Origin of the sequence: Amycolatopsis sp. cg5, from assembly GCF_041346955.1 — a bacterium.
Classification (GTDB): Bacteria; Actinomycetota; Actinomycetes; order Mycobacteriales; family Pseudonocardiaceae; genus Amycolatopsis.
On sequence record NZ_CP166849.1, the window covers coordinates 3,759,231 to 3,782,222 of the forward strand.

Genomic DNA, 22,992 nt, shown 5'->3' on the forward strand with positions numbered 1-22,992 from the left:
CGGCGGTGGACTGTTGCACGCCCGCATGTCTAAGGTAAGCCTGGCTAAAGTAAGGCTTGGCTAACCTTTGACAGGGAGTGAATCCGGTGACGAACCCGTTCGACGACGACGGCGGCAAGTTCTACGCGCTGGTCAACGAGGAAGGCCAGTACTCGCTCTGGCCGACGTTCTCGGACGTGCCCGCGGGCTGGACGGTCGCCTTCGGTGAGGACTCCCGGCAGGCCTGTCTCGACCACATCGAGGCGAACTGGACCGACATGCGCCCGCTGAGCCTGGTGCGCGCCATGGACGGCAGCGAGTCCTGACCGTGTCTGCCGTCGAGGACGTTCTCCCGCTTTCCCCGCTGCAGCAGGGCATGGTCTTCCATGCCCTCTTCGGTGACCACGACGTCTACACCGTCCAAGCCGTGTTCGACCTGGACGGACCGGTGGACGCCGCACGCCTGCGCGAAGCCGCGGGCGCGCTGCTGCGCAGGCACCCCAATCTGCGGTCCGCGTTCCGCGCGAGCGCGTCGGGGCAGCAGGTGCAGGTCATCCGCCGCGACGTGGAACTGCCTTGGCGGGAAAGGGAAATCCTCTCCGAAGACGAGTTCGGGGAGTTCCTCGACGGCGACCGGGCGGAGCCGTTCGACATCACCAGGCCGCCGCTGCTGCGCTTCACGCTGGTGCGCGGCACCCGCGACCGGCTGGTGCTCACTTCGCACCACCTGCTGTGGGACGGCTGGTCCGCGCCGATCCTGGTCCGCGAGCTGCTGGCGCTCTACGCCGGTGAACAGCTCGCACCGGTCCGGCCCTACCGCGACTACCTGGCGTGGCTCGCCCGCCAAGACCGCGCCGCCGCCGAAAGCGCGTGGACGCGGGCACTCGACGGGCTCGACGGGCCCACGCTCATCGCGCCGGACACGAAGCCGGGCTTGCCGGCGAGCGCCGGATTCACCCTGCCGCGCGAGCTGACCGCGCGGCTGGCCGAAGTCGCCCGCGCGCGTGGCCTGACGGTGAACGCCGTCGTCCAGGGCGTCTGGTCGGTCGTGCTGGGTGCGCTGACCGGCCGTGCGGATGTCGTCTTCGGCGCCACGGTCTCCGGGCGCGATCCCCGCATCCCCGGTGTCGATTCGATGGTCGGGCTGTTCATCACCACCCTGCCGGTGCGCGTCCGGCTCGATCCCGCCGAGTCGCTCGCCGCGCTGTTCGCCCGGGTGCAGGCCGACCAGGCCGCGTTGCTCGACCACCAGCACCTCGGGCTCGCCGACATCCAGCGCGCCGCCGGCCACGCGACGCTCTTCGACACCCTCGTGGTGTTCGAGAGCTACCCGGTGGGGGACCTGCCCGAAGCGCGCGGGCTCCGGCTGGCCGGGGTCACCGTCCGCGACGCCACGCACTACCCGCTGGCGCTGATCGTGCTGCCGGGCGAGGAACTCGGACTGCGCGTCGACCACCAAGACGGCATCGACGCGCCCGCGATCGCCGCCCGCTTCGAGCGGGTGCTGCGCCGGTTCTTGGCCGAGCCTTCGCTGCCGCTCGCCAAGCTCGGGCTGCTCGGCGAAACCGAGCGTGCCCACGAACTCGGCGCCGCCGTGCCCGTGCCGGAAACCACGCTGCCCGAGCTGTTCTCGGCTCAGGTCGCACGCACGCCCGACGCGACCGCGCTCGTGTTCGAGGACCACTCGCTGACCTACGCCGAACTCGACGCCCGCGCCGGCGCGCTCGCGCGGCGGCTGGCGGCCCGCGGGGTCCGCCCCGAGACGACCGTCGGGATCCAGCTGGAGCGGTCGCTCGATCTCGTCATCGCGTTGCTGGCCGTGCACAAGGCCGGTGGTGCCTATGTGCCGCTCGACCCGTCGTATCCGGCCGAGCGCCTCGAATTCATGATCGCCGACGCCGCGCCCGCGGTCGTGCTCACCACGCTGGACGACGACTCGGCCGAGGGCGAGCCGGAGCCGCCGCGGCCGGGCAACCCCGCGTACGTCATCTACACCTCGGGTTCCACCGGGCGTCCGAAAGGCGTGGTGGTCGACCACGCGGCGATCGTCAACCGTCTCTTGTGGATGCAGGACGAATTCCGCCTCGGCCCTGACGACCGCGTGCTGCAGAAGACCCCGTCGAGCTTCGACGTTTCGGTGTGGGAGTTCTTCTGGCCGTTGATCACCGGCGCGGCGCTCGTCGTCGCGAAACCGGGCGGGCACAAGGATCCCGGTTACCTCGCGTCGCTGATCGAGGCCGAGCGCGTCACGACCGTCCACTTCGTACCGTCGATGCTGGCCGAGTTCCTGAGCGGACCGGCGGCCCGCGGCAGCCTGCGCCGGATCATCTGCAGCGGTGAGGCGCTGAGCGCCGACCTGCGCGACCGGGTGCGGGACAAGCTCGGCGTCCCGCTGTTCAATCTCTACGGGCCGACCGAAGCCGCCGTCGACGTCACGGCGTGGACCTGCGCCGACGAGACCACTGTCCCCATCGGACACCCGGTGTGGAACACGGGCGTCTTCGTGCTCGACCGGTTCCTCCGGCCGGTGCCGGAAGGCAGCGTGGGCGAGCTGTACCTCGGGGGCGTACAGCTCGCCCGCGGCTACCTCGGCAGGCGTGACCTCACGTCGTCGAGGTTCGTCGCGAACCCGTTCGGGGAACCCGGTTCCCGGCTCTACCGCACCGGCGACCTGGTGCGCTTCACCGCGAACGGGCTGGAGTACCTCGGCCGCGCCGACGACCAGGTCAAGCTCCGCGGTTTCCGCGTCGAGCTCGGCGAGGTCGAAGCCGCGCTGACGGCGCTCGACGGGGTGACCGCCGCGGCGGCCGTCGTCCGGCCGGAACAGCAGAGCCTCGTCGCCTATCTCACGCCGGAGTCCGCGGACCCGGTCGCCGCGCGTGCCGGGCTGAGCCGCGTGCTGCCCGAGCACCTCGTGCCGTCAGCCTTCGTCGTACTCGACCGGCTTCCGTTGTCGCCCAGCGGAAAACTGGATCGCAAGGCGCTGCCCGAGCCCGAGTTCGTCACCTCGGACGGCGAGGCCAAGACCCCGGCCGAAGAGATCCTGAGCGGTCTTTTCGCCGACGTGCTCGGCGTGGCGTCGGTCGGCGTGCACGACGACTTCTTCGCCATCGGCGGGCATTCCATCCTCGCCACCAGGCTGGCGGGCCGGATCCGCGCGGCGCTCGGCGTCGACGTTCCGGTCCGGACCGTGTTCGACGCGCCGACCGTCGCGCGTCTCGCGCGTGCGCTGGACGGCGGACCGGTGCGCCCGGCGCCCGGCCCGCGCCGACGTCCGGCGGAATTGCCGCTTTCGCCGGCGCAGCGCAGCCTGTGGTTCCTCGACCGGCTCGAAGGACCCAGCTCGGCCTACAATCTTCCTTTCACCGCGAGGCTTTCCGGTGACGTCGATGTCGCGGCGCTGCGCGCCGCACTGTCCGATGTGGCCGGACGACACGAGTCGCTGCGCACGATCTTCCCGGAGACGGACGGAAACCCGGTTCAGCGGATCCTCGAAACCGTGAGCCCCGAGCTGGTCCAGCGCACCGGCTCCGACGTGGCGGCGGCGACCAGTCACGAGTTCCGGCTGGCGGAAGAGATCCCGTTCCGCGCCGAACTGCTGACGGTGGCCGAGCAGGAGCACGTGCTCGTCCTGCTCGCGCACCACATCGCCGGTGACGAGTGGTCGGCGCGGCCGCTGCTGCGTGACCTCGCGCATGCCTACGCGGCCCGGCGCGCGGGAGCGGAGCCGTCATGGCGGCCGCTTCCCTTGCAGTACGCGGACTTCACACTCTGGCAGCAGGAGCTGCTCGACGAAGTGAGCGAGACCCAGCGTGCCTACTGGGCCAAGCGGCTGGAAGGCGTCCCCGAGGAACTGCCGATCCCGGCCGACCGGCCGCGCCCGGTGGCGCCGAGCCACCTCGGCGCCATGGTCACCACCCGGTTCGACGCCGCCGCGGTGCGCAAGCTCGCCCGCGCTCGCGGGGTCAGCGAGCTGATGGTCACCCAGGCCGCCGTCGCCGTGCTGCTGCACCGGCTCGGCGCGGGCGAGGACATCCCGCTGGGCACCCCGTCCGCCGGCCGCGGCGACGAAGCGCTCGACGACCTCGTCGGCTACTTCGTCAACACGCTGGTGCTGCGCACGGACCTGAGCGGCGGCCCGTCCTTCCGCGAGCTGCTGGCGCGGGTGCGGGAGACCAACCTCGGCGCGTACTCGCACGCGGATCTGCCGTTCGAGCGGGTCGTGGAGACGGTGAACCCGCCGCGTTCGGCGGGACGGCATCCGTTGTTCCAGGTGATGGTCTCCCACCGGGACCCGGCGAGCATCGCGCTGGAACTCGACGGCGTCACCGCCACCCCGCTGCCCGTCGAGAGCCAGTCCGCGAAGTTCGACCTGTCGTTCGAGTTCGGCGAGACCGAGTGGACCCTGGTCTACAGCACGGATCTCTACGACCACGCGACCGCCGAAGCCATGGCCGACCGGTTCAACCGGCTGCTGGCCGCGCTCATCGCCGACCCGGCCCGCCCGGTCGGCCTGATCGGCCTGCTCAGCGAGGCCGAGCGAGCCCAGCAGCGCGCGTGGAACGAGACGGCGACGAGCGTCCCGGTGACCACGCTGACCGCGATGGTCGAGGAGCAGGTCGCCCGCACGCCCGACGAGCCCGCCGTCGTTTTCCACGACGCGAGCCTCACCTACGCCGAGCTCAACGCGCACGCGAACCGGCTCGCCCGCAGGCTGGCAGGCCTCGGCGTCGGTCCCGAACGGACCGTCGGCATGCACTGGGAACGCTCGATCGAGATGATCGTCGGCCTGCTCGCCATCGAGAAGGCGGGCGGTGCGTTCGTGCCGCTCGAACCGTCGTGGCCCGCCGCGAGGATCGCGGAGGTCTGCGGGAGCGCGGCACTGACCGCGGTGCTCAGCGGCGCCGGGCACTCGGGTCCGGTCGGAGCGCTCGGTGTTCCCGTCGTGCACGTCGAGCTGGGTGAAGTGTCTGAAGAGGACAGTGCGAACCTCGGCGTGCCGATCGAGCCGGAAGGCCTGTCGTACGTCATCTACACCTCAGGGTCGACCGGCACGCCCAAGGGCGCGATGATCCGCCACCGCGCGATCACGCACCGGCTGCTGTGGCAGCGGGAACTGCTCGGCTTCGGCACCGGCGACGCGGCGCTGTTCAAGGCGCCGCTCGGCTTCGACATCTCGATCAACGAGATCTTCCTGCCGCTGGTCACCGGCGGCGCCGTGGTGATCGCCGAGCCGGACGGCGAACGCGACATCGACTACCTGCTCGGCCTGATCGAGCGGCACCGGGTCACCTTCACCTACCTGCCTTCGTCCATTTTGGACCTGCTGGTCGGGCTGGACGGCTTCGAGCGCCGTGGCCGTTCGCTCAAGCACGTCTGGTGCGGCGGGGAGGTGCTCACACCCGAGCTGTTCCACCGGTTCCGCGCCACGAGCGACGCGGTGATGTACCACGGCTACGGCCCGGCGGAGGCCACCATCGGCGTCAGCCACGTCGTGTACCGCAGCGACGCGGTGCGCAGCGCGATCTCGATCGGCGGGCCCAACGGCAACACCTGGCTCGTGGTGCTCGACCGCAACCTCCAGCCGGTGCCCGCCGGGGTGCCCGGCGAGCTCTACGCGGGCGGCGTCTACCTCGGCCGCGGCTACGTCAACGACGCGAAGCGGACGGCGGCCGCGTTCGTCGCCGACCCGTTCGGGCCGCCGGGTTCCCGGCTGTACCGGACCGGCGACCTCGCGCGCTGGGTGGGCGACGGCACGCTGGAGTTCCTGGGCCGCGCGGACAACCAGGTCAAGATCCGCGGCATGCGGGTCGAGCTGGAAGAGATCGAGGCCGTGCTCGAACAGCACGAGGAGATCCGCCGCGCGGTGGTGCTCGTGCGCGAGGACCAGCCGGGCGTGAAACGGCTCGTCGGCTACGCGCTGGCGTCCGGGGCGTCCACCGAGCAGGTCCGGTCCTGGCTGAAGGGCAGGCTGCCGGAGCACATGGTGCCCAGCACTTTCGTGTTCCTCACGGAGTTCCCGCTCATGCCGTCGGGCAAGGTCAACCGCCGTGCGCTGCCCGCGCCGGAACCGGAACGCCGCGACACCGGCCGGGCGCCCGCGAACGAACGCGAACGCGTGCTCTGCGCGCTGATGGCCGAGGTGCTCAAGATCGACTCGGTCGGGCCGGACGACAACTTCTTCGCGCTCGGCGGCGACAGCATCCTGTCGATCCAATGGGTCGGCAAGGCACGCGCCGCAGGCGTCCCGATCTCGCCGCGCCAGGTCTTCGAGCACCAGACCGTCGCCGCGCTGGCGCTGGCCGCCGGGCCCGAGGTGAGCGTCCAGCCTGAGACCGACGACGAGGGCGACATCCCGTTGACGCCGATTCTGCGCTGGTGGGCGCGCACGGCCGAGCCGGGCATGCACCAGAGCGCGCTGCTGCGGATCCCGCCGGGTGAGCAGGTCGAGTCCGCGCTGCGGGCGGTGCTGGACACGCACGAGGTCCTGCGGGCGCGGTTCACCGGCGACGCGCTCCGTATCCGTCCGGTCGCGGTGTCCGAGGTGCTCGACCGGGTCGTCGTGACCGCGGGGGAGGACCTGCGCGAGCTGGTGTCGAAGCACTACGCCGACGCGGTCGGGCTGCTGGACCCGCAGGCGGGCGCGCTGGTGCGCGCGGTGTGGTTCGACCTCGGCCCCGACCGGCCGGGCAGGCTGCTGCTGGTGCTGCACCACCTGGTCGTCGACGGGGTTTCGTGGCGCATCCTGGCCGCTGATCTCGCCGAAGCCTGGGCGGGCCGCCCGCTCGCCGCTCCGGCGACCTCGTTCCGCCGCTGGGCACGTGACCTGCTCGCGACCGTCACGCCCGACGCGTCCCGCTGGGAGTTCGACGGGCCGGGCACGTCGCTCGGCGCGCGGCCGGTCGACGACCGGGACACCTTGGGAACGCTGGACAAGCTGACCGTGACGCTTCCACCCGCGCAGGCGAAGCCGTTGCTGACCACCGTCCCGGCTTCGGTGCGGGCCGGTGTGCAGGACGTGCTGCTGACCGCGTTGGCGTTCGCGCTGCCCGCGGGCACGCTCGTCGCGCTGGAAGGCCACGGCCGCGAGGAGCACCTCGTGCCCGGCGCCGACCTCTCCCGCACCGTCGGCTGGTTCACCACGGTCTATCCGGTGGCGCTCGACGTCACCGGCGCCGACCCGGCCGCCGCGCTCAAGCGGGTCAAGGAACAGCTGCGCGCGGTGCCGGACAACGGCATCGGCTTCGGGCTGCTCGGCCTGACCGAGCCGGAGCCGCCGGTGTGCTTCAACTACCTCGGCCGGTTCGACATGGGCGCGGCCGACGGTTTCTGGGTACCCGCCGAGGAATCCGACGTGCTGACCGGCGTACTCAAGTCCACAAAGGACACTCCGGTCCGCTATGGACTCGACGTCACGGTGGTCACCGAGGACCGGGCGGACGGCCCCGTCATCAAGGTCACCTGGTCGTGGCCGTCCGGTGTGCTGACCAAGACCGAGGTCGAGGCCATCTCGGCCTCGTGGGTGCGCACGCTCGACACGCTGGCCGCGCGTACCGGCCTCGGCGGTTTCACCCCCTCTGACGTGCCGCTGGTCTCGGTGAACCAGGGCCAGCTCGACAAGATCGCGGCGAAGTGGCGGAAGAAGTGAGCGAAGAAACCCTCGTCGAAGACGTCCTGCCGCTTTCCCCGCTGCAGCAGGGCATGCTCTTCCACGCCTCCTACGACGACTCGGACACCGACGTCTACACCGTGCAGACCGTGCTCGGTCTCGACGGTGAACTCGACGTCGAGCGGCTGCGCGCGGCGACGGTCGCGTTGCTGCGGCGGCACCCGAACCTGCGTGCCTGCTTCGTGCAGGAGGACATGGACGAGCCGGTCCAGGTCGTGCTCAGCGAGGTCGACCTGCCGTGGACCTACCTCGACCTGTCCACTGTGGACGACCAAGAGGCGAAGCTCACCGCGCTGCTCGCGGCCGACCGGGTCGCCCCGTTCGACCTGGAGAACCCGCCGCTCATCCGGTTCACCGTGATCAAGCTGGGCCCGGCCGAGTACCGGCTGGTGCTGACCAACCATCACATCCTGCTCGACGGCTGGTCGCTGCCGCTGCTGGTCACCGACCTGCTCGGGCTCTACGCGGGCAGGTCGTTGCCCCCGGTCCGGCCGTTCCGCGACTACCTCGCGTGGCTGGCCGCGCAGGACGCGGACTCCGCGCTCGCCGCGTGGAAGTCCGCGCTCGACGGCATCACCGAGCCGACGCTCCTGGCGCCGTCGCAGCCGTCTCGCGTCCCGGTGCCGCCCGGCAAGATCAAGCTCGAACTGCCCGAAGACCTGACCCGGCGGCTTTACGCGCGGGCACGGGAACTCGGGGTCACCGCCAACACGATCATCCAGTCGGTGTGGGGCCTGGTGCTCTCCCGGCTCACCGGCCGCGACGACGTGGTGTTCGGCGCGACCGTCTCCGGCAGGCCTGCCGACCTCGCGGGCGTCGGGTCGATGGTCGGGCTGTTCATCAACACCGTCCCGGTGCGCGTGCGCACGGGCGCCGCCGCCCCGCTGGCCGAAGTCGTGTGCCGGGTGCAACGCGAGCAGGTCGCGCTGATGGACTACCAGCACGTCGGGCTCAGCGAGATCCAGCGTGCCACCGGCGATCTGTTCGACACGCTCGTCGTCTTCGAGAGCTACCCGATCGACGACGAGGCGGTGGCCGCCGGCGAGGCCGAGGCAGGCCTGCGGCTCGGCCGCATCGAGGTCGACGACGCGACGCACTACCCGATGACACTCGCCGTCGCCGCCGAACGCGAGCTGGCGGTCACCTTCGAGTTCCGGCCGGACGTGTTCGACCGCGAGTTCACCGAGACGGTCGCCGGGTACTTCCGGCGGGCGGTCGAGCACCTCGCGGACGGCGCGGGCTCGCCGGTCGCGGCCGTCGACCTGCTCGGGGCGGCCGAACGCGCGCGGCTGCTCGGATTCGGGACGGGCAAAGCGCTCGACGTCCCCGCCGTCACGCTGGCACAGGTCTTCGAGGAGCAGTCCAGGCTGACCCCCGACGCGATCGCCGTCGCCGACGGCGAGACGCGGCTGACCTTCGGCGAGGTCAACGCCCGCGCCAACCGGCTCGCCCGCTACCTCGCCGAACGCGGCGCCGGACCGGAGCGGATCGTCGCGCTGGCGTTGCCGCCCGGCCCGGACGTGCTCGTCGCGCTCGTCGCGGTGCTCAAGACCGGCGGCGCGTACCTGCCGCTGGACCCGGAATGGCCCGCCGAGCGGCTCGACGTGATGATCGCCGACGCCCGGCCGGCCGTGACGCTGTGGACCTACCCCGAGCTCGACGGCTACGGCGACACCGACCCGGAGCCGCGCGCGAATCCCGCGCACCCGGCCTACGTCATCTACACCTCGGGCTCGACCGGCACCCCGAAGGCCGTCGTGGTCTCGCACCGCTCGATCGTCAACCTGCTGGTCAGCCACCGCACCGACTTGTTCGACCCGGCACGCGAAGCCGCGGGCGGCAGGCCGCTGCGGGTCGGGCACGCGTGGCCGATGGCCTTCGACGCGTCCTGGCAGCCGATGCTGTGGATGTTCGCCGGGCACGAGCTGCACCTGGTCCCGCCGGACGTCCGCCGCGACGCCGACGCGTTGCGCGAATTCCTTGCCGTGCACCGGATCGAGTTCATCGAGCTGTCGCCGTCGCTGCTGGGCCAGGTCGCGTCCGAGCCGGGCTGGCGCGGCGAGCTGAAGGTGCTCGGCGTCGGCGGGGAGGCCGTGCCGCCGGACCTCTGGCGCGTCCTGCGCGAGACCGAAGGCCTCGCCGTGCACAACCTTTACGGCCCGACCGAATGCACCGTCGACGCCGCGGCCTGCGAGTTCTCGCGGATGGAGAGCCCGTGCATCGGCTCACCCGTCGGCAACGCGCGCGCCTACGTGCTCGACCGGCAGCTGAACCACTGCCCGCCCGGTGTCGATGGCGAGCTGTACATCGCGGGTGACGGGCTGGCACGCGGCTATCTCGGCAGGCCGGGCGTCACCGCGTCCCGGTTCATGGCCGACCCGTTCGGCCCGGCGGGCGCGCGGATGTACCGCACGGGTGACGTCGCGCGCTGGACGCCGGACGGCCTGATCGACTGCCGCGGCCGGGTCGACGACCAGGTCAAGATCCGCGGTTTCCGGATCGAACCCGGCGAGATCGAGGCCGTGCTCCTGTCCGACCCGCGGGTCGCGCGCGCGGCCGTGGTCGTCCGCGAAGATCTGCCAGGCGTGCGCAGGCTCGTCGCGTACGTGGTCCTGCGCGATTCCACTGTGGACGGACTGCGGGAACTGGTCGCGAGCAGGCTGCCGGACTACATGGTGCCGGTGGCGGTGCTGCCGATCGACACCTTCCCGCTCACCGCCAACGGGAAGTTCGACACGGCGGCGCTCGCGGCCCCGGACCTGTCGGACGCGAACGCCGTGGCTCCGCGCACCGAGCGCGAGCAGCGGTTCGCCGACCTCTTCGCCGAGGTGCTCGGCCTGGACTCGGTCGGCGTCGAGGACAGCTTCTTCGCACTCGGCGGCGACAGCATCGTGTCGATGCGCCTGGTCAGCAAGGCCAGGGCCGCCGGGTTGAAGCTCTCGCCACGTGACGTGTTCGAGCACCGGACCGTCGCCGCGCTCGCGGCTGTCGCGGCCGAGGGCGAGGCACCCGTGCGCGAGGCAGGCGCCGGTGTCGGCGACATCCCGCTGACGCCGATGCTGCGCTGGTTCGCCGAGCAGGGCACCCCGCACGACCGGTTCAGCCAGGCCAGGTTCCTGATCACCCCGGCCGGGCTGGACGAGGCCGGGTTGCGCGGGCTCGTGCAGTCCCTGCTCGACCGGCACGACGTGCTGCGCACCACCTTCGCGCGTGCCGACGGCCAGTGGCGGTTCACCGCGCGCCCGGCGGGCGCCGTTCGCGCCGAGGACGTCATCCGGCGTGTCGACGCGAGCGGCCTGAGCTACGAGAGCATCGGCGAGCGGCTGCCGGGCGTGCTGGAAGAAGACCTGGCCACGCTCGCGCCCGCACGCGGTGCGATGGCCAGGTTCACCTGGTTCGACGCGGGGGAGGGCAAGCAGGGCCGCCTGCTGATCCTCCTGCACCACCTGGTGGTCGACGGCGCGTCTTGGGGCTTCCTGGTGCAGGACCTCGCCGACGACTGGGCCGCGCTGCGGCGCGGTGAAGCCTTCGCGAGCGCTTACCCCGGCACGTCGTTCCGGGAATGGGCGCTGGGCTTGGAAAAGGCCGCCGCGACCCGTCTGCCCGAAGTGGACCTGTGGCGGGACATGCTCAGCGCTCCCGACCCGGTGCTCGGCGCCCGCAGGCTCGACCCGGCCGTCGACACCCGCGCGACCGTGCGCGCGGCCAGGACCTCGCTCGACGCCGACGTCACCCGCGCGCTGCTCACCTCCGTGCCCGCCGAGCACGGCGTCTCGGTGGACGCCGTGCTGCTCGCGGCGCTCGCGCGCGCACTGCGCGGCGACGGTTCACTGCTCGTCGCGCTCGAAGGCCACGGCCGCGAGGAGCAGGTCGTCGACGGCGCGGACCTGTCCGGCACCGTCGGCTGGTTCACCAGCGTGTTCCCGGTCAGGGTCGACCCCGGTGACGGTGACGTCCACAAGCGACTGTCCCGAGTGGAGGAACAGCTCGCGTTGCCGGACAAGGGAATCGGACACGGTCTGCTGCGCTACCTGGCCGAGGCGCTGCCCGGCCTGCCCGAGCCGCAGATCGAGTTCAACTATCTCGGCAGGCTCACCGCGGGTGAGCGCTCCGGTGAGCCGTGGACCGGCGCGCCGGAGACCGGGGCGATGGGCGGCGGCGTCGACGGCTCGATGCCCGCGCCCTACTGCCTGGTCCTCAACGCGCTGGTGCGGGACCACGAGGGCGGCCCGGTGCTGGAGGCCGACTGGCAGTGGCCGTCGGCACTGTTCACCGAGGACCGGATCCGGGCGCTTTCCGACGCGTGGTTCGCCGCGCTCACAGCTATCGCAAGGGGTGAAGGATGAACGCCGATCTGGCGGCCCGCCGCCGTGAACTGATGCGCCGGAAGCTGGCGCAGGCGGGCCTGCGCGAGCCGGCGCGCCGCATTCCCCGGCGCGGCGACGACGAAGCGATCCCGCTGTCGTTCGCGCAGTCGCGGATGTGGCTGTTGCAGCAGCTCGAACCGGGCAGCGCGGCGTACAACGTCTGCCTGCGCATAGGCTTGCGCGGCACGCTCGACCGGGCCGCGCTCCAGCGCTCGTTCCAGCGGCTGGTGCAGCGGCACGAGATCCTGCGCACCCGGTACGTGCCCGGCGCCGACGGCGTGCCGTGGCAGGTCGTCGACCCGTACGCCGTGGTCACCATGGACCAGACCGACCTGCGCGGGCTCGACGAGGCCAAGCGGGAACAGGTGATCGAGGAGCAGGCACGCCGCGACTCGGGCGGCTCGTACGACCTGGCCACCGACCACCCGATGCGGCTGCGCCTGCTGCACCGCGGCGACGACGACTTCGTGCTGGTACTGGTCGTGCACCACATCGCGTGGGACGGCTTCACCTTCAACGCGCTCTCGCGCGACCTCAGCGCGCTCTACCGCGAGGACACCACCGGGCAGCCGTCCGGCCTCGAACCGCTCGCCGTCCAGTACGCCGATTTCGCCGTCTGGCAAAGGAAAACCCTCACCGACGAACGGCTCGCCGGTGACCTCTCCTACTGGCGCGACGCACTCGACCCGATCCCGGAGAACCTGCCGCTGCCGGTCGACCGCGCGCGGCGGCTGAGCCCGTCCTCGGCGGGCGACCGCCGGTTCCACACCTTCGCGCCCGAGCTGACCGCACGCCTCGTCGAGTACGCCAGGGAAGCAGGCGCCACCCCGTTCATGGTCGTCTTCGCCGCGTACGCCGCGCTGCTGCACCGCTACACCGGTGCCACCGACGTGCCGATCGGCTCGGCGTCGATGAACCGCGACACCGCCGAGCTGGAACGGCTCATCGGCAACTTCGGCAACACGCTGGTGCTGCGCGCCGACCTGACCGGCGACCCGGTGTTCGGCGAACTCGTGTCCCGGGTGCGGCAGGTCTGCACCGACGGCTACGCCCACCAGTCGATGCCGTTCGACGTGCTCGTGGAGAAGCTGAACCCGCCGCGCCAGCCCGGCCGTTCGGTGCTGTTCGACGTCATGCTGCTGTTCTTGACCCAGGGTCTGCGAGGTCTCGACTTCCCTGGTGTCGAGGCGACCTGGGAGACGGTGCACAACGACACCACCCAGTTCGACCTGGCGCTCGAGGCGTTCCTGACCGACGGCGACCTGCGCATCGAAGCGACCTACCGCGACGAGCTGTTCGAAAAGTCCACTGTGGACCGGTTTCTCGCGCACCTGGAGAGCCTGCTGGCCGCCGCGCTCGCGACGCCCGAGGTACCGGTGGGACGGCTGGAGTTCCTCGGCGCCGACGCCGCCATCGACTGGCCGTCGGCGAGCGTGCCGGACGAGACGCTGGTGTCCCTGTTCGCCGCGCAGGCGGCCCGTACGCCGGACGCGGACGCGCTGGTCTTCGAAGGCGACAGGCTCACCTACCGCGAACTCGCCCAGCGGGCGGACGACCTCGCCGGGGTGCTCGCCGCCCGCGGCGCCGGGCCGGAGTCCGTGGTCGGCGTCGCGGTGACACGCTCGGCCGAGCTGGTCGTCTCGCTGCTCGCCGTGCTGAAGTCCGGCGCCGCCTACCTGCCGCTCGACCCGTCCTATCCGGCGGACCGGCTGGCGTTCATGATCGACGACGCCGCACCGGTGGTCGTCCTCACCGACGCGCGCTCCCCGATCCCGGGGCTGGCCGTCGACGAGCCGCTGCCGGGTGAGCGGGGCGAGACGCGCTCACCCGCCGGGCCGAACCCGGCGTACGTCATCTACACCTCGGGGTCGACCGGCAAGCCCAAGGGTGTGACCGTCGAACACGCGGCCATCGTCAACCGTCTGCTGTGGATGCAGGACGAGTACCGGCTCGGCCCGGACGACCGAGTGCTGCAGAAGACGCCGTCGAGTTTCGACGTTTCCGTGTGGGAGTTCTTCTGGCCGCTGATCACCGGCGCGACGCTGGTCGTCGCCAAGCCGGACGGACACAAGGACCCCGCGTACCTCGTTTCGGTGATCGAGGCGGAGTCCGTCACGACTGTCCACTTCGTACCGTCGATGCTCAGGTCCTTCGTGGACGAACCGGCCGCGGTGCGCTGCACCTCGCTCCGGCGCGTGATCTGCAGCGGTGAGGCGCTGCCGTCCGAGCTGGCACGCCGGTTCGCCGGGCTGTTCACCGCCGGGCTGCACAATCTCTACGGCCCGACCGAAGCGGCCGTCGACGTCACCTACTGGCCAGCCGAGGACGGCACCGACTCCGCCGCCGGGTCGGTGCCGATCGGCCGTCCGGTGTGGAACACCCAGGTCCACGTGCTCGACCGGGCACTCCAGCCGGTCGCGCCCGGCGTCACCGGCGAGCTGTACCTCGGCGGCGTCCAGCTCGGCCGCGGCTACCTGAACCGGCCGGGCCTCACCGCGTCGCGATTCGTGGCGAACCCGTTCGGCGAAGGCAGGCTGTACCGCACGGGTGACCTGGTGCGGCGCAACGCCGCGGGCGCGCTCGAATTCCTCGGCCGCGGCGACGACCAGGTGAAGCTGCGTGGTTTCCGCATCGAACTCGGCGAGGTCGAAGCGGCGATCACCGCGCTCGACGGCGTCCGCGCGGCGGCGGTCGTCGCCCGCGAGGACCGCCAGCAGCTCATCGCCTACGTCATCGCGGACGACCCGGACCCGGCCGCGTACCGGGCCGAGCTCGCCGCCTCGATGCCCGAGCACCTGGTGCCGTCGGTGATCATGCCGGTCGACATCTTCCCGTTGTCGCCCAGCGGAAAGCTCGACCGCCGGGCACTGCCGGAGCCCGAGGCCGCGGTGGCGGAGGGCGCCAAGCCCGCCACCGCCGAAGAAGCTGTCCTGTGTGGACTGTTCGCCGAACTGCTCGGCGTGCCGGGCGTCGGCGCGCACGACGACTTCTTCGCACTCGGCGGGCACTCGATCATGGCCACCCGCCTCGTCGGGCGGATCCGCGCGGAACTCGGCGCCGAGGTCGCGCTGCGCACGGTCTTCGACGCACCGACGCCGTCGAAACTGGCCGCGGCGTTGTCCGAGGTCGCCGGCGCGCGGCCCGCGCTCACCCCGAGGCCGCGGCCCCGCCGTCAGCCGCTGTCCGCAGCGCAGCGACGGCTGTGGTTCCTCTACCGGCTCGAAGGGCCGAGTCCGACCTACAACATCCCGCTGGCCGTCAGGCTCGCCGGACCGCTCGACGTCGACGCGCTGCGCGCGGCGATCGCCGACGTGGTGTCACGGCACGAGGTGCTGCGGACGGTGTACCCCGAGTTCGAAGGCAAGCCGTACCAGCGGGTGCTCAAGTCCGCCGCCCCGCTCAGCGTGGTGCACTCGGCGGAGCCCGAACTCGACGGCAGGCTCCGTGACGCGGCCAAGCACGCGTTCGTGCTGGACAGCGAGCCGCCGCTGTCGGCGAAGCTGTTCGTGCTCGACGAGTCCACGCACGTGCTTTCACTGCTCACGCACCACATCGCGAGCGACGGCTGGTCCGGTGGACGGCTGCTCGCCGACCTCTCGGCCGCCTACACCGCTCGGTGCCGTGGACTGCGGCCCGACTGGTCGCCGCTGCCCGTGCAGTACGCGGACTACGCGCTCTGGCAAGAGGAAGTGCTCGCCAAGGACGCCGACGCCCAGCTCGCCTACTGGACCGAGCGGCTCGCCGGGCTGCCGGAAGAGCTGCCGCTGCCCGCCGACCGGCCCCGCCCGGCGGTGCCGAGCTTCCGCGGTGACGCGGTGCCGTTCGCACTCGCGCCGGAGACGCACCGCGCGCTCCGCAAGCTCGCGCGGGGTGTCGGCGCGACCGTGTTCATGGCGTTGCAGGCCGCGGTTTCGGCGCTGCTGAGCCACTTGGGCGCCGGCGAGGACATCCCGGTGGGCAGCCCGATCGCGGGCCGGACCGACCCGGCGCTCGACGGGCTGGCCGGGTTCTTCGTCAACACCCTGGTGCTGCGCACCGACCTCGGCGGCGACCCGTCGTTCCGGCAGTTGCTCGGCCGGGTCCGCGACACCGACCTCGACGCGCACGCGCATCAGGACCTGCCGTTCGAGCGGCTGGTCGAAGCGCTCAACCCCGCTCGGTCGATGGCCAGGCACCCGCTGGTCCAGGTGATGGTCGCGCACGAACTCGCCCGCCGCGAGGCTCGGCCGTTCGGCGCCGCCTCGCTGGTGGAGGAGCGGGTCGACTTCTTCGCCGCGCGGCTCGACCTGTCGTTCCACCTCTTCGAGTACGAGGACGCCGACGGGGTCGACGGCTGGCTCGTCTACAGCACCGACCTGTTCGACCGGTCCACTGTGGACGCCATCGCCACCCGGCTCGTCCGGCTGGTCGACGCGCTGCTGGCGGCTCCGGACCAGCCTCTGTCGCGCACGAGCGTGCTCAGCGCGGACGAACGCCGGGAGCTGCTCGCAGACCGGAACGCCACCGCGCGGACGGTCGAGCCGGGCACTCTGCCGGGACTCATCACCGCGCAGGTGGCGCGGACGCCGGACGCTGTCGCCGTCATTTTCGAGGGCGAACAGCTCACCTACGCCGAACTCGACGAGCGGTCCAACCGGCTCGCCGGGCTGCTGCGGTCGCGCGGCGCCGGGCCCGAGCGCACGGTCGCGGTCTCGCTCGCGCGCTCGGCCGATCTGATCGTCACGTTGCTCGCGATCGTCAAGACGGGCGCGGCCTACCTGCCGCTCGACCCGTCCTACCCAGCGGAGCGGCTGGCGTTCATGGTGGAAGACGCCGCGCCGGTCCTGCTGGTGACCTGGCCGGACGGCCCGGCGGGACTCGACGTGGACGCGATCGTCGTCGCCGACGCTGACGGCCTGCCCGCCGACGCGGTCGAATCAGGCGTCACCGGGTCGAATCCGGCGTATGTCATCTATACCTCGGGTTCGACGGGCAAGCCCAAGGGTGTGGTGGTCGAGCATGCGGCGATCGTGAACCGTCTGTTGTGGATGCAGGACGAGTACGGGCTGGGCGCGGACGACCGGGTGTTGCAGAAGACTCCGTCGAGTTTCGATGTGTCGGTGTGGGAGTTCTTCTGGCCATTGATCACCGGTGCGACCTTGGTCGTCGCGAAGCCGGACGGTCACAAGGATCCCGCGTACCTCGCATCGCTGATCGAAGCCGAACGGGTCACGACCGTCCACTTCGTGCCGTCGATGCTGCGTTCCTTTGTGGACAACGGCGGTCATGGCAGCGCGCTGCGGCGCGTGCTGTGCAGTGGCGAGGCGTTGCCGACCGAGCTGGCCCGCCGCGCGGCCGACGTGATCGGCGCACCGGTGCACAATCTCTACGGCCCGACCGAAGCCGCCGTCGACGTCACCTACTGGCCGGTGACGGCCGGAGCGGGGGAGAGCACCGTCCCCATCGGACGTCCGGTGTGGAACACCACCGTCTACGTGCTGGACCGCTTCCTGCGGCCGGTGCCTCCTGGTGTGGCCGGTGAGCTGTACCTCGGTGGAGTCCAGCTGGCGCGCGGCTACCTCAACCGGGCCGGGCTCACCGCGTCGCGGTTCGTGGCGAACCCGTTCGGCGAGGGCAGGCTGTACCGCACCGGCGATGTCGTGCGCTGGACCGGGCAGGACGCGCTCGAATACCTCGGCCGCGCCGACGACCAGGTCAAGATCCGCGGGTTCCGGGTCGAACTCGGCGAGATCGAGGCAGCGGCCGAGCGGCTGGCAGGCGTCACCGGCGCGGTCGTGACCGCCAAGGACCAGCGGCTGGTCGCCTACGTGCGCGGAACCGGACTCGACCCGCTGGGCCTGCGGCGGCGGCTTGCCGACTCGCTGCCCGACCACATGGTGCCCGCCGCGGTCGTCCCGCTCGACGAGTTCCCGCTGACCCCGAGCGGCAAGCTCGACCGCCGCGCGCTCCCGGAACCGGATTTCGCCGGGCTCGCCGGGGAAACCAGGCCGCGCACCGAACGCGAGTCGGTCCTCTGTGGACTGTTCGCGGAAACGCTGCGGCTGGACAAGGTCGGCGCGGACGACAGCTTCTTCGAGCTCGGCGGCGACAGCATCCTGTCGGTGCAGCTGGTCAGTCTCGCCCGCAAGGCGGGACTGGCGCTGAGCCCGCGCGAGATCTTCGAGCACCGCACGCCGTCGGCGCTCGCGGTGGTGGCCGGCGGCCTGTCCGGCACGACGACCGATCCGCTCGAAGCCGCGCTCGGGCTGGCCGAGGCCACGCCGATCCAGCGCTGGGCCCGCCGCGAGAACGGGTTCGGCGGCCTCGCGCAGGCCGTGCTGCTGGTCGCGCCACCGGAGCTGACCGCGGCGCGGCTGACCGCGGCCGTGCAGGCCCTGCTCGACCGGCACGACCTGCTGCGCGCCCGCTGGGACGACGCGCTCGGCGGCCTGGTCGTCCCGGCACCGGGGTCGATCGACGCCGCGCACCTGCTCAACCGTGGTGATTCCGCCGCGCTGGACAAGGAGATCGAGGCGGCCGCCGACCGGCTGGACCCGGTGGCTGGCCGGATGCTCGACGTCGTCTGGCTCGGTGTCGACCGGGTGCTGCTCGTCGCGCACCACCTCGTGGTCGACGGTGTTTCGTGGCGCATCATCGCCGCGGACCTCGCCGAGGCCTGGGGGCAGGCGGCGGCAGGCCTCGCGCCGGCGCTGGACCGGACCGGCACCTCGTTCCGCCGCTGGAGCCGTCTCGTCGCCGAGCAGGCCGAGGCCCGGCTGCCCGAGGCCGATCTGTGGCGCGACGTGCTGCGGGACGCGCCGGTGCTGTTCGCGCCCGACGGCGGCTCGACCGTGCGGGACACCGAGCTGGTGCTTTCCGCGACCGAGACAGCGCCGCTGCTTGACGGGGCTTATCAAGCGGGCGTGCACGAGCTACTGCTCGGCGCGGTCGCGGCGACGGTGACCACCTGGCGTCACCGGCGCGGACTTCCGACCGGTGAAACCGTCCTGTCCTACGAAGGTCATGGCCGCGAGGAACAGATCGCCGAGGACGTCGACCTGTCCGGCACGGTCGGCTGGTTCACCACGCTGGCCCCGGTCCGCGTGCGCTTGTCGGCCGCCGAGGCGGCGGCCGTCCAGTCCGGTGGCGCCCCGGCGGGCGAGATCGTCAAGCGCGCCAAGGACTCGCTGCGTTCGCAGCCGGACCACGGTTTCGGCTACGGGGTGCTGCGGCACTTCACCGAGGAACTGGACGCGCCGGAACCCGGCGTGGTCGTCAACTACCTGGGCCGGATCGGGACGGGGGAGCCGAAGCCGTTCTCCTTCGCCCCGGAGGCGCCGATGCTGCGGGTGCGCCCGCACGAGGGCCGGGCGGCGGACTTCGGCCTGGAGATCACCGCGCTGCTGGCCGACGGGCCGGACGGCGAGCGCCTGCGCGTGGTGCTGACCTGGCTCGACGGCGTGCTCGACCGGCCGGGTGCCGACGAGCTGGCCGACCTGCTCGGTGCCGCGCTGCGGGGGATCGGCCAGGCGGAAGGCGCGGGACCGACCCTGTCGGACCTGTCGCTGGTGTCGGTCACGCAAGAAGATTTGAACGAGTTCGAGGAGAGCGACTGGTGAGCGACAACAAGCCGACGGTGGACGAACTGCTGAGCGAGGTCACCGGCCTGCTCGGCGCGGAGGCGGCCGCGCTGTCCGAAAAGGACAGTCTCATCGAGTTCGGGCTCGACTCCATCCAGCTCATGCAGGTCGCGGGCAAGTGGCGCCGCCGGGGCGTCAAGGTCAGCTTCGCCGAACTCGCGAAACGGCCGACTTTGGCCGACTGGCGCCAAATCCTGGCCGACGCACCCGGTGTCGTGGCCGAGCCGGTGACCGTCGAGGTCGACGAGGACGCCCCGTTCCCGCTCGCGCTCATGCAGCACGCGTACTGGATCGGGCGCGACGAGGAGAGCACGCTCGGCGCGGTCGCCGCGCACCTGTACGTCGAGTTCGACGGCGAGAAGGTCGACCCTGACCGTCTGGAGCGCGCGGTCGTCAAGCTCGTCGCGCGCCACGGCATGCTGCGTGCGCGAATCGGCGACGACGGCACCCAGCGCATCCTGCCCCAGCGGAGCCACTCCGCGTTGATCGTCAACGACCTCAAGCACGAAGACGAACTCGAGGCGCTGCGGGACAAGTCGTCGCACGCGCGTCTCGACGTCTCCGGCGGTGAGGTCTTCTCGATCCAGCTTTCGCGGCTGCCGGACGGCCGGACCCGGCTGCACGTCGACGTCGACATGCTCGCCGCCGACGCGATGAGCTACCGGATCCTGCTCTCCGACCTCGCCAGCTTCTACGCCGACCCGGCGCTGGACCTCGCGCCGATCGGCTACAGCTACCCGCGCTACCTCGCCGAGCGCGAGGTCACCCGCGTGGCCGACCAGGAGAAGGCCAAGGCGTACTGGCAGCAGCGGATTCCCGAGCTGCCGTCCGCGCCGGACCTGCCGCTGGTGCCCGAGGCCGAACGCGGCGACGCCAACCGCGTGACCCGCCGCCACCACTGGCTTTCGCCCGAGGACCGTGCCCGGCTGGGCGCCCGCGCGCACGAGCACGGCCTGACCCCGGCGATGGTGGTGGCCACGGCCTTCGCCGAGTCGATCGCCTCGTGGAGCGCGCAGCCGCGGTTCCTGCTCAACGTGCCGATGTTCGCCCGCGAGCCGATCCACCCCGAGGTGGACGCGCTGGTCGGCGACTTCACCGGCTCGGTGCTGCTCGACGTCGACTTCTCCACCGAAGCGTCCTTTGTGGACCACGCGCGCGGGTTGCAGGAGCGGATGCACGCCGACGCCGCGCACGCCGCGTACTCCGGCGTCGAGGTGCTGCGTGACCTGTCCCGGCACGAGGGCGAGCAGGTGCTCGCGCCGATCGTGTTCACCAGCGCGCTGAACCTGGGCGAGCTGTTCGACGACACCGTGCGGGCGAGCTTCGGCGAACCGGTGTGGATCATCTCGCAGGGCCCGCAGGTGCTGCTCGACGCGCAGGTCACCGAGGTCAACGGCGGTCTGCTGATCAACTGGGACGTCCGGGAGGACGCGTTCCCCGCCGGGATGATCGACGAGATGTTCGCCGCCTTCCACGGGCTGGTGACCCGGCTCGGGCAGTCGGCCGAGGGCTGGGAGCTCTCCGTGGGCGTCGCGCTGCCGGTCGCGCAGGCCGAAGTCCGCGAGCGCGTCAACGCCACGGCGGGCGAGCGCAGCGGACGGCTGCTGCAGGACGGCTTCTTCGAGCTGGCCGCTCGTACTCCGGACGCACCGGCGGTGCTGTGGGGTTCGGACGGCACGTTGTCGTACGGCGAACTGGCCGAGCGAGCCTTGCGCGTCGCCGGTTCCCTGGTGGCACAAGGGGTTCAGCCGGGCGACACCGTCGGCGTGAGCTTTCCCAAGGGCCCCGATCAGCTCGTCGCTGCGCTCGGCGTGCTCGCCGCAGGTGCCGGGTACGTGCCGATCGGCGTCGACCAGCCGCCCGCGCGCCGTGAGCGCATCGAGCGCATCGGCGGGCTGAAGCTGGTGCTGACCGAGGTGCCCGACGCGGCGCCGCTGGCCGAGCCGGTGCGGGTCGGCGAAGAGTCGATCGCGTACGTGCTGTTCACGTCCGGTTCGACCGGCGAGCCCAAGGGCGTCGAGGTCCCGCACCGCGCGGCCATGAACACCATCGACGACCTCAACGAGCGCTTCGAGATCGGCGCGGACGACCGCTGCCTGGCAGTGTCCGCTTTGGACTTCGACCTCTCGGTGTACGACGTCTTCGGCCTGCTTTCCGCCGGGGGAGCGGTGGTACTGGTCGAGGAGACCGACAAGCGCGAAGCCCGCCGCTGGGCCGAACTGGCCGCCGCGCGCGGCGTCACGCTGGTCAACTGCGTGCCCGCGCTGCTCGACATGCTCCTGCTGTCGGCCCGTCCCGGCGAGCTTTCCGGGTTGCGCACGGTGCTGCTCGGCGGCGACTGGGTCGGCACCGACCTGCCGGGTCGCGTGGCCGCGCAGGCGCCGGAGTGCCGGTTCGCCGGACTCGGCGGCACGACCGAGACCGCGATCCACTCGACCGTCTGCGAGGTGCGCGACGTCCCGTCGACGTGGCGGTCCGTGCCGTACGGGACGCCACTGCGCAACGTGCGGTGCCGGGTGGTCGACGTGCTCGGCCGCGACTGCCCCGACTGGGTCGGCGGCGAGCTCTGGATCGGCGGCGACGGCGTGGCCGCGGGCTACCGGGGCGACCCCGAGCGCACGGCCGACCGGTTCGTCGACCACCAGGGCGCGCGCTGGTACCGCACCGGCGACTTGGCCCGCTACTGGCCGGACGGGACACTCGAGTTCCTCGGCCGCCGCGACCACCAGGTCAAGGTGCGCGGCGTGCGCATCGAACTCGGCGAGGTCGAAGCGGCGCTGGCCCAGCACGCCGGCGTCCGCTGCGGCGTCGCCGGGGTCGCGGGCAGCCAGCTCGTCGCGGCCGTCGCCGGCGACGTCGACGCCGAGCAGGTCCGCGAATGGTCCCGCGACCTGCTGCCGCCGCACATGGTCCCGTCGCGGATCGTCGTGCTCGACGAATTCCCGCTGACCTCGAACGGCAAAATCGACCGGCGCGCGGTCGCCCTTTCCTGGGCCGTGCAAGTCGATTCTTACCATGCGCCGAAAACCGCTTTGGAAAAGGTCGTCACGTCGATCTGGGCGGATGTCCTCGAAACCGGGAAGGTGGGCCTCGACGACGCGTTCTTCGCGCTGGGCGGCGATTCCGTGCTGGCCACGGTCATCATCGGCAGGCTGCGCGAGGCACTCGACACCGACGAGGTGTCCGTCCGCACCCTGTTCGCGACGCTCACACCAGGCGCGATGGCCGCCCGTCTCGCCTCGGACGACTCGGTTCCCGGCAGGCTCGAACAGGTCGCGGAGATTTACCTGGAGGTTTCCGAGCTTTCGGCGGAAGAACTCGAAAGTGAACTGCTGGCCTGAAAGTCCGAAAAAATTGA

General features: G+C 71.7%; 5 protein-coding genes. All 5 read left to right on the forward strand.

The genetic code is table 11. The annotated features are described in order from the left end of the window. Positions 1-86: 86 nt before the first annotated feature. From AB5J62_RS17080 to AB5J62_RS17100, 5 genes are read left to right on the forward strand one after another with little or no spacing between them, the layout of a single operon-like run. Positions 87-305: an MbtH family protein gene (locus AB5J62_RS17080; RefSeq protein WP_370949203.1), complete on the forward strand. Its 219-nt coding sequence runs from the start codon at positions 87-89 to the stop codon at positions 303-305. Positions 306-307: 2 nt separating this feature from the next. Continuing rightward, a complete protein-coding gene (locus AB5J62_RS17085) occupies positions 308-7,627 on the forward strand; it encodes an amino acid adenylation domain-containing protein (RefSeq protein WP_370949204.1) in 7,320 nt (2,439 codons plus the stop codon). Beyond that, entirely contained in the window at positions 7,624-11,994 is a 4,371-nt protein-coding gene (locus tag AB5J62_RS17090) for an amino acid adenylation domain-containing protein (protein ID WP_370949205.1), read from the forward strand. The genes AB5J62_RS17085 and AB5J62_RS17090 overlap by 4 nt, the downstream gene beginning before the upstream one ends. Continuing rightward, positions 11,991-19,613, forward strand: coding sequence for an amino acid adenylation domain-containing protein (locus tag AB5J62_RS17095; RefSeq protein ID WP_370949206.1), 7,623 nt, complete (start codon positions 11,991-11,993; stop codon positions 19,611-19,613). Before AB5J62_RS17090 ends, AB5J62_RS17095 begins: the two co-directional genes overlap by 4 nt. Continuing rightward, on the forward strand, positions 19,610-22,975 hold the full coding sequence (locus AB5J62_RS17100) for an amino acid adenylation domain-containing protein (protein WP_370949207.1): 3,366 nt from the start codon (positions 19,610-19,612) through the stop codon (positions 22,973-22,975). Before AB5J62_RS17095 ends, AB5J62_RS17100 begins: the two co-directional genes overlap by 4 nt. Positions 22,976-22,992 lie beyond the last annotated feature (17 nt).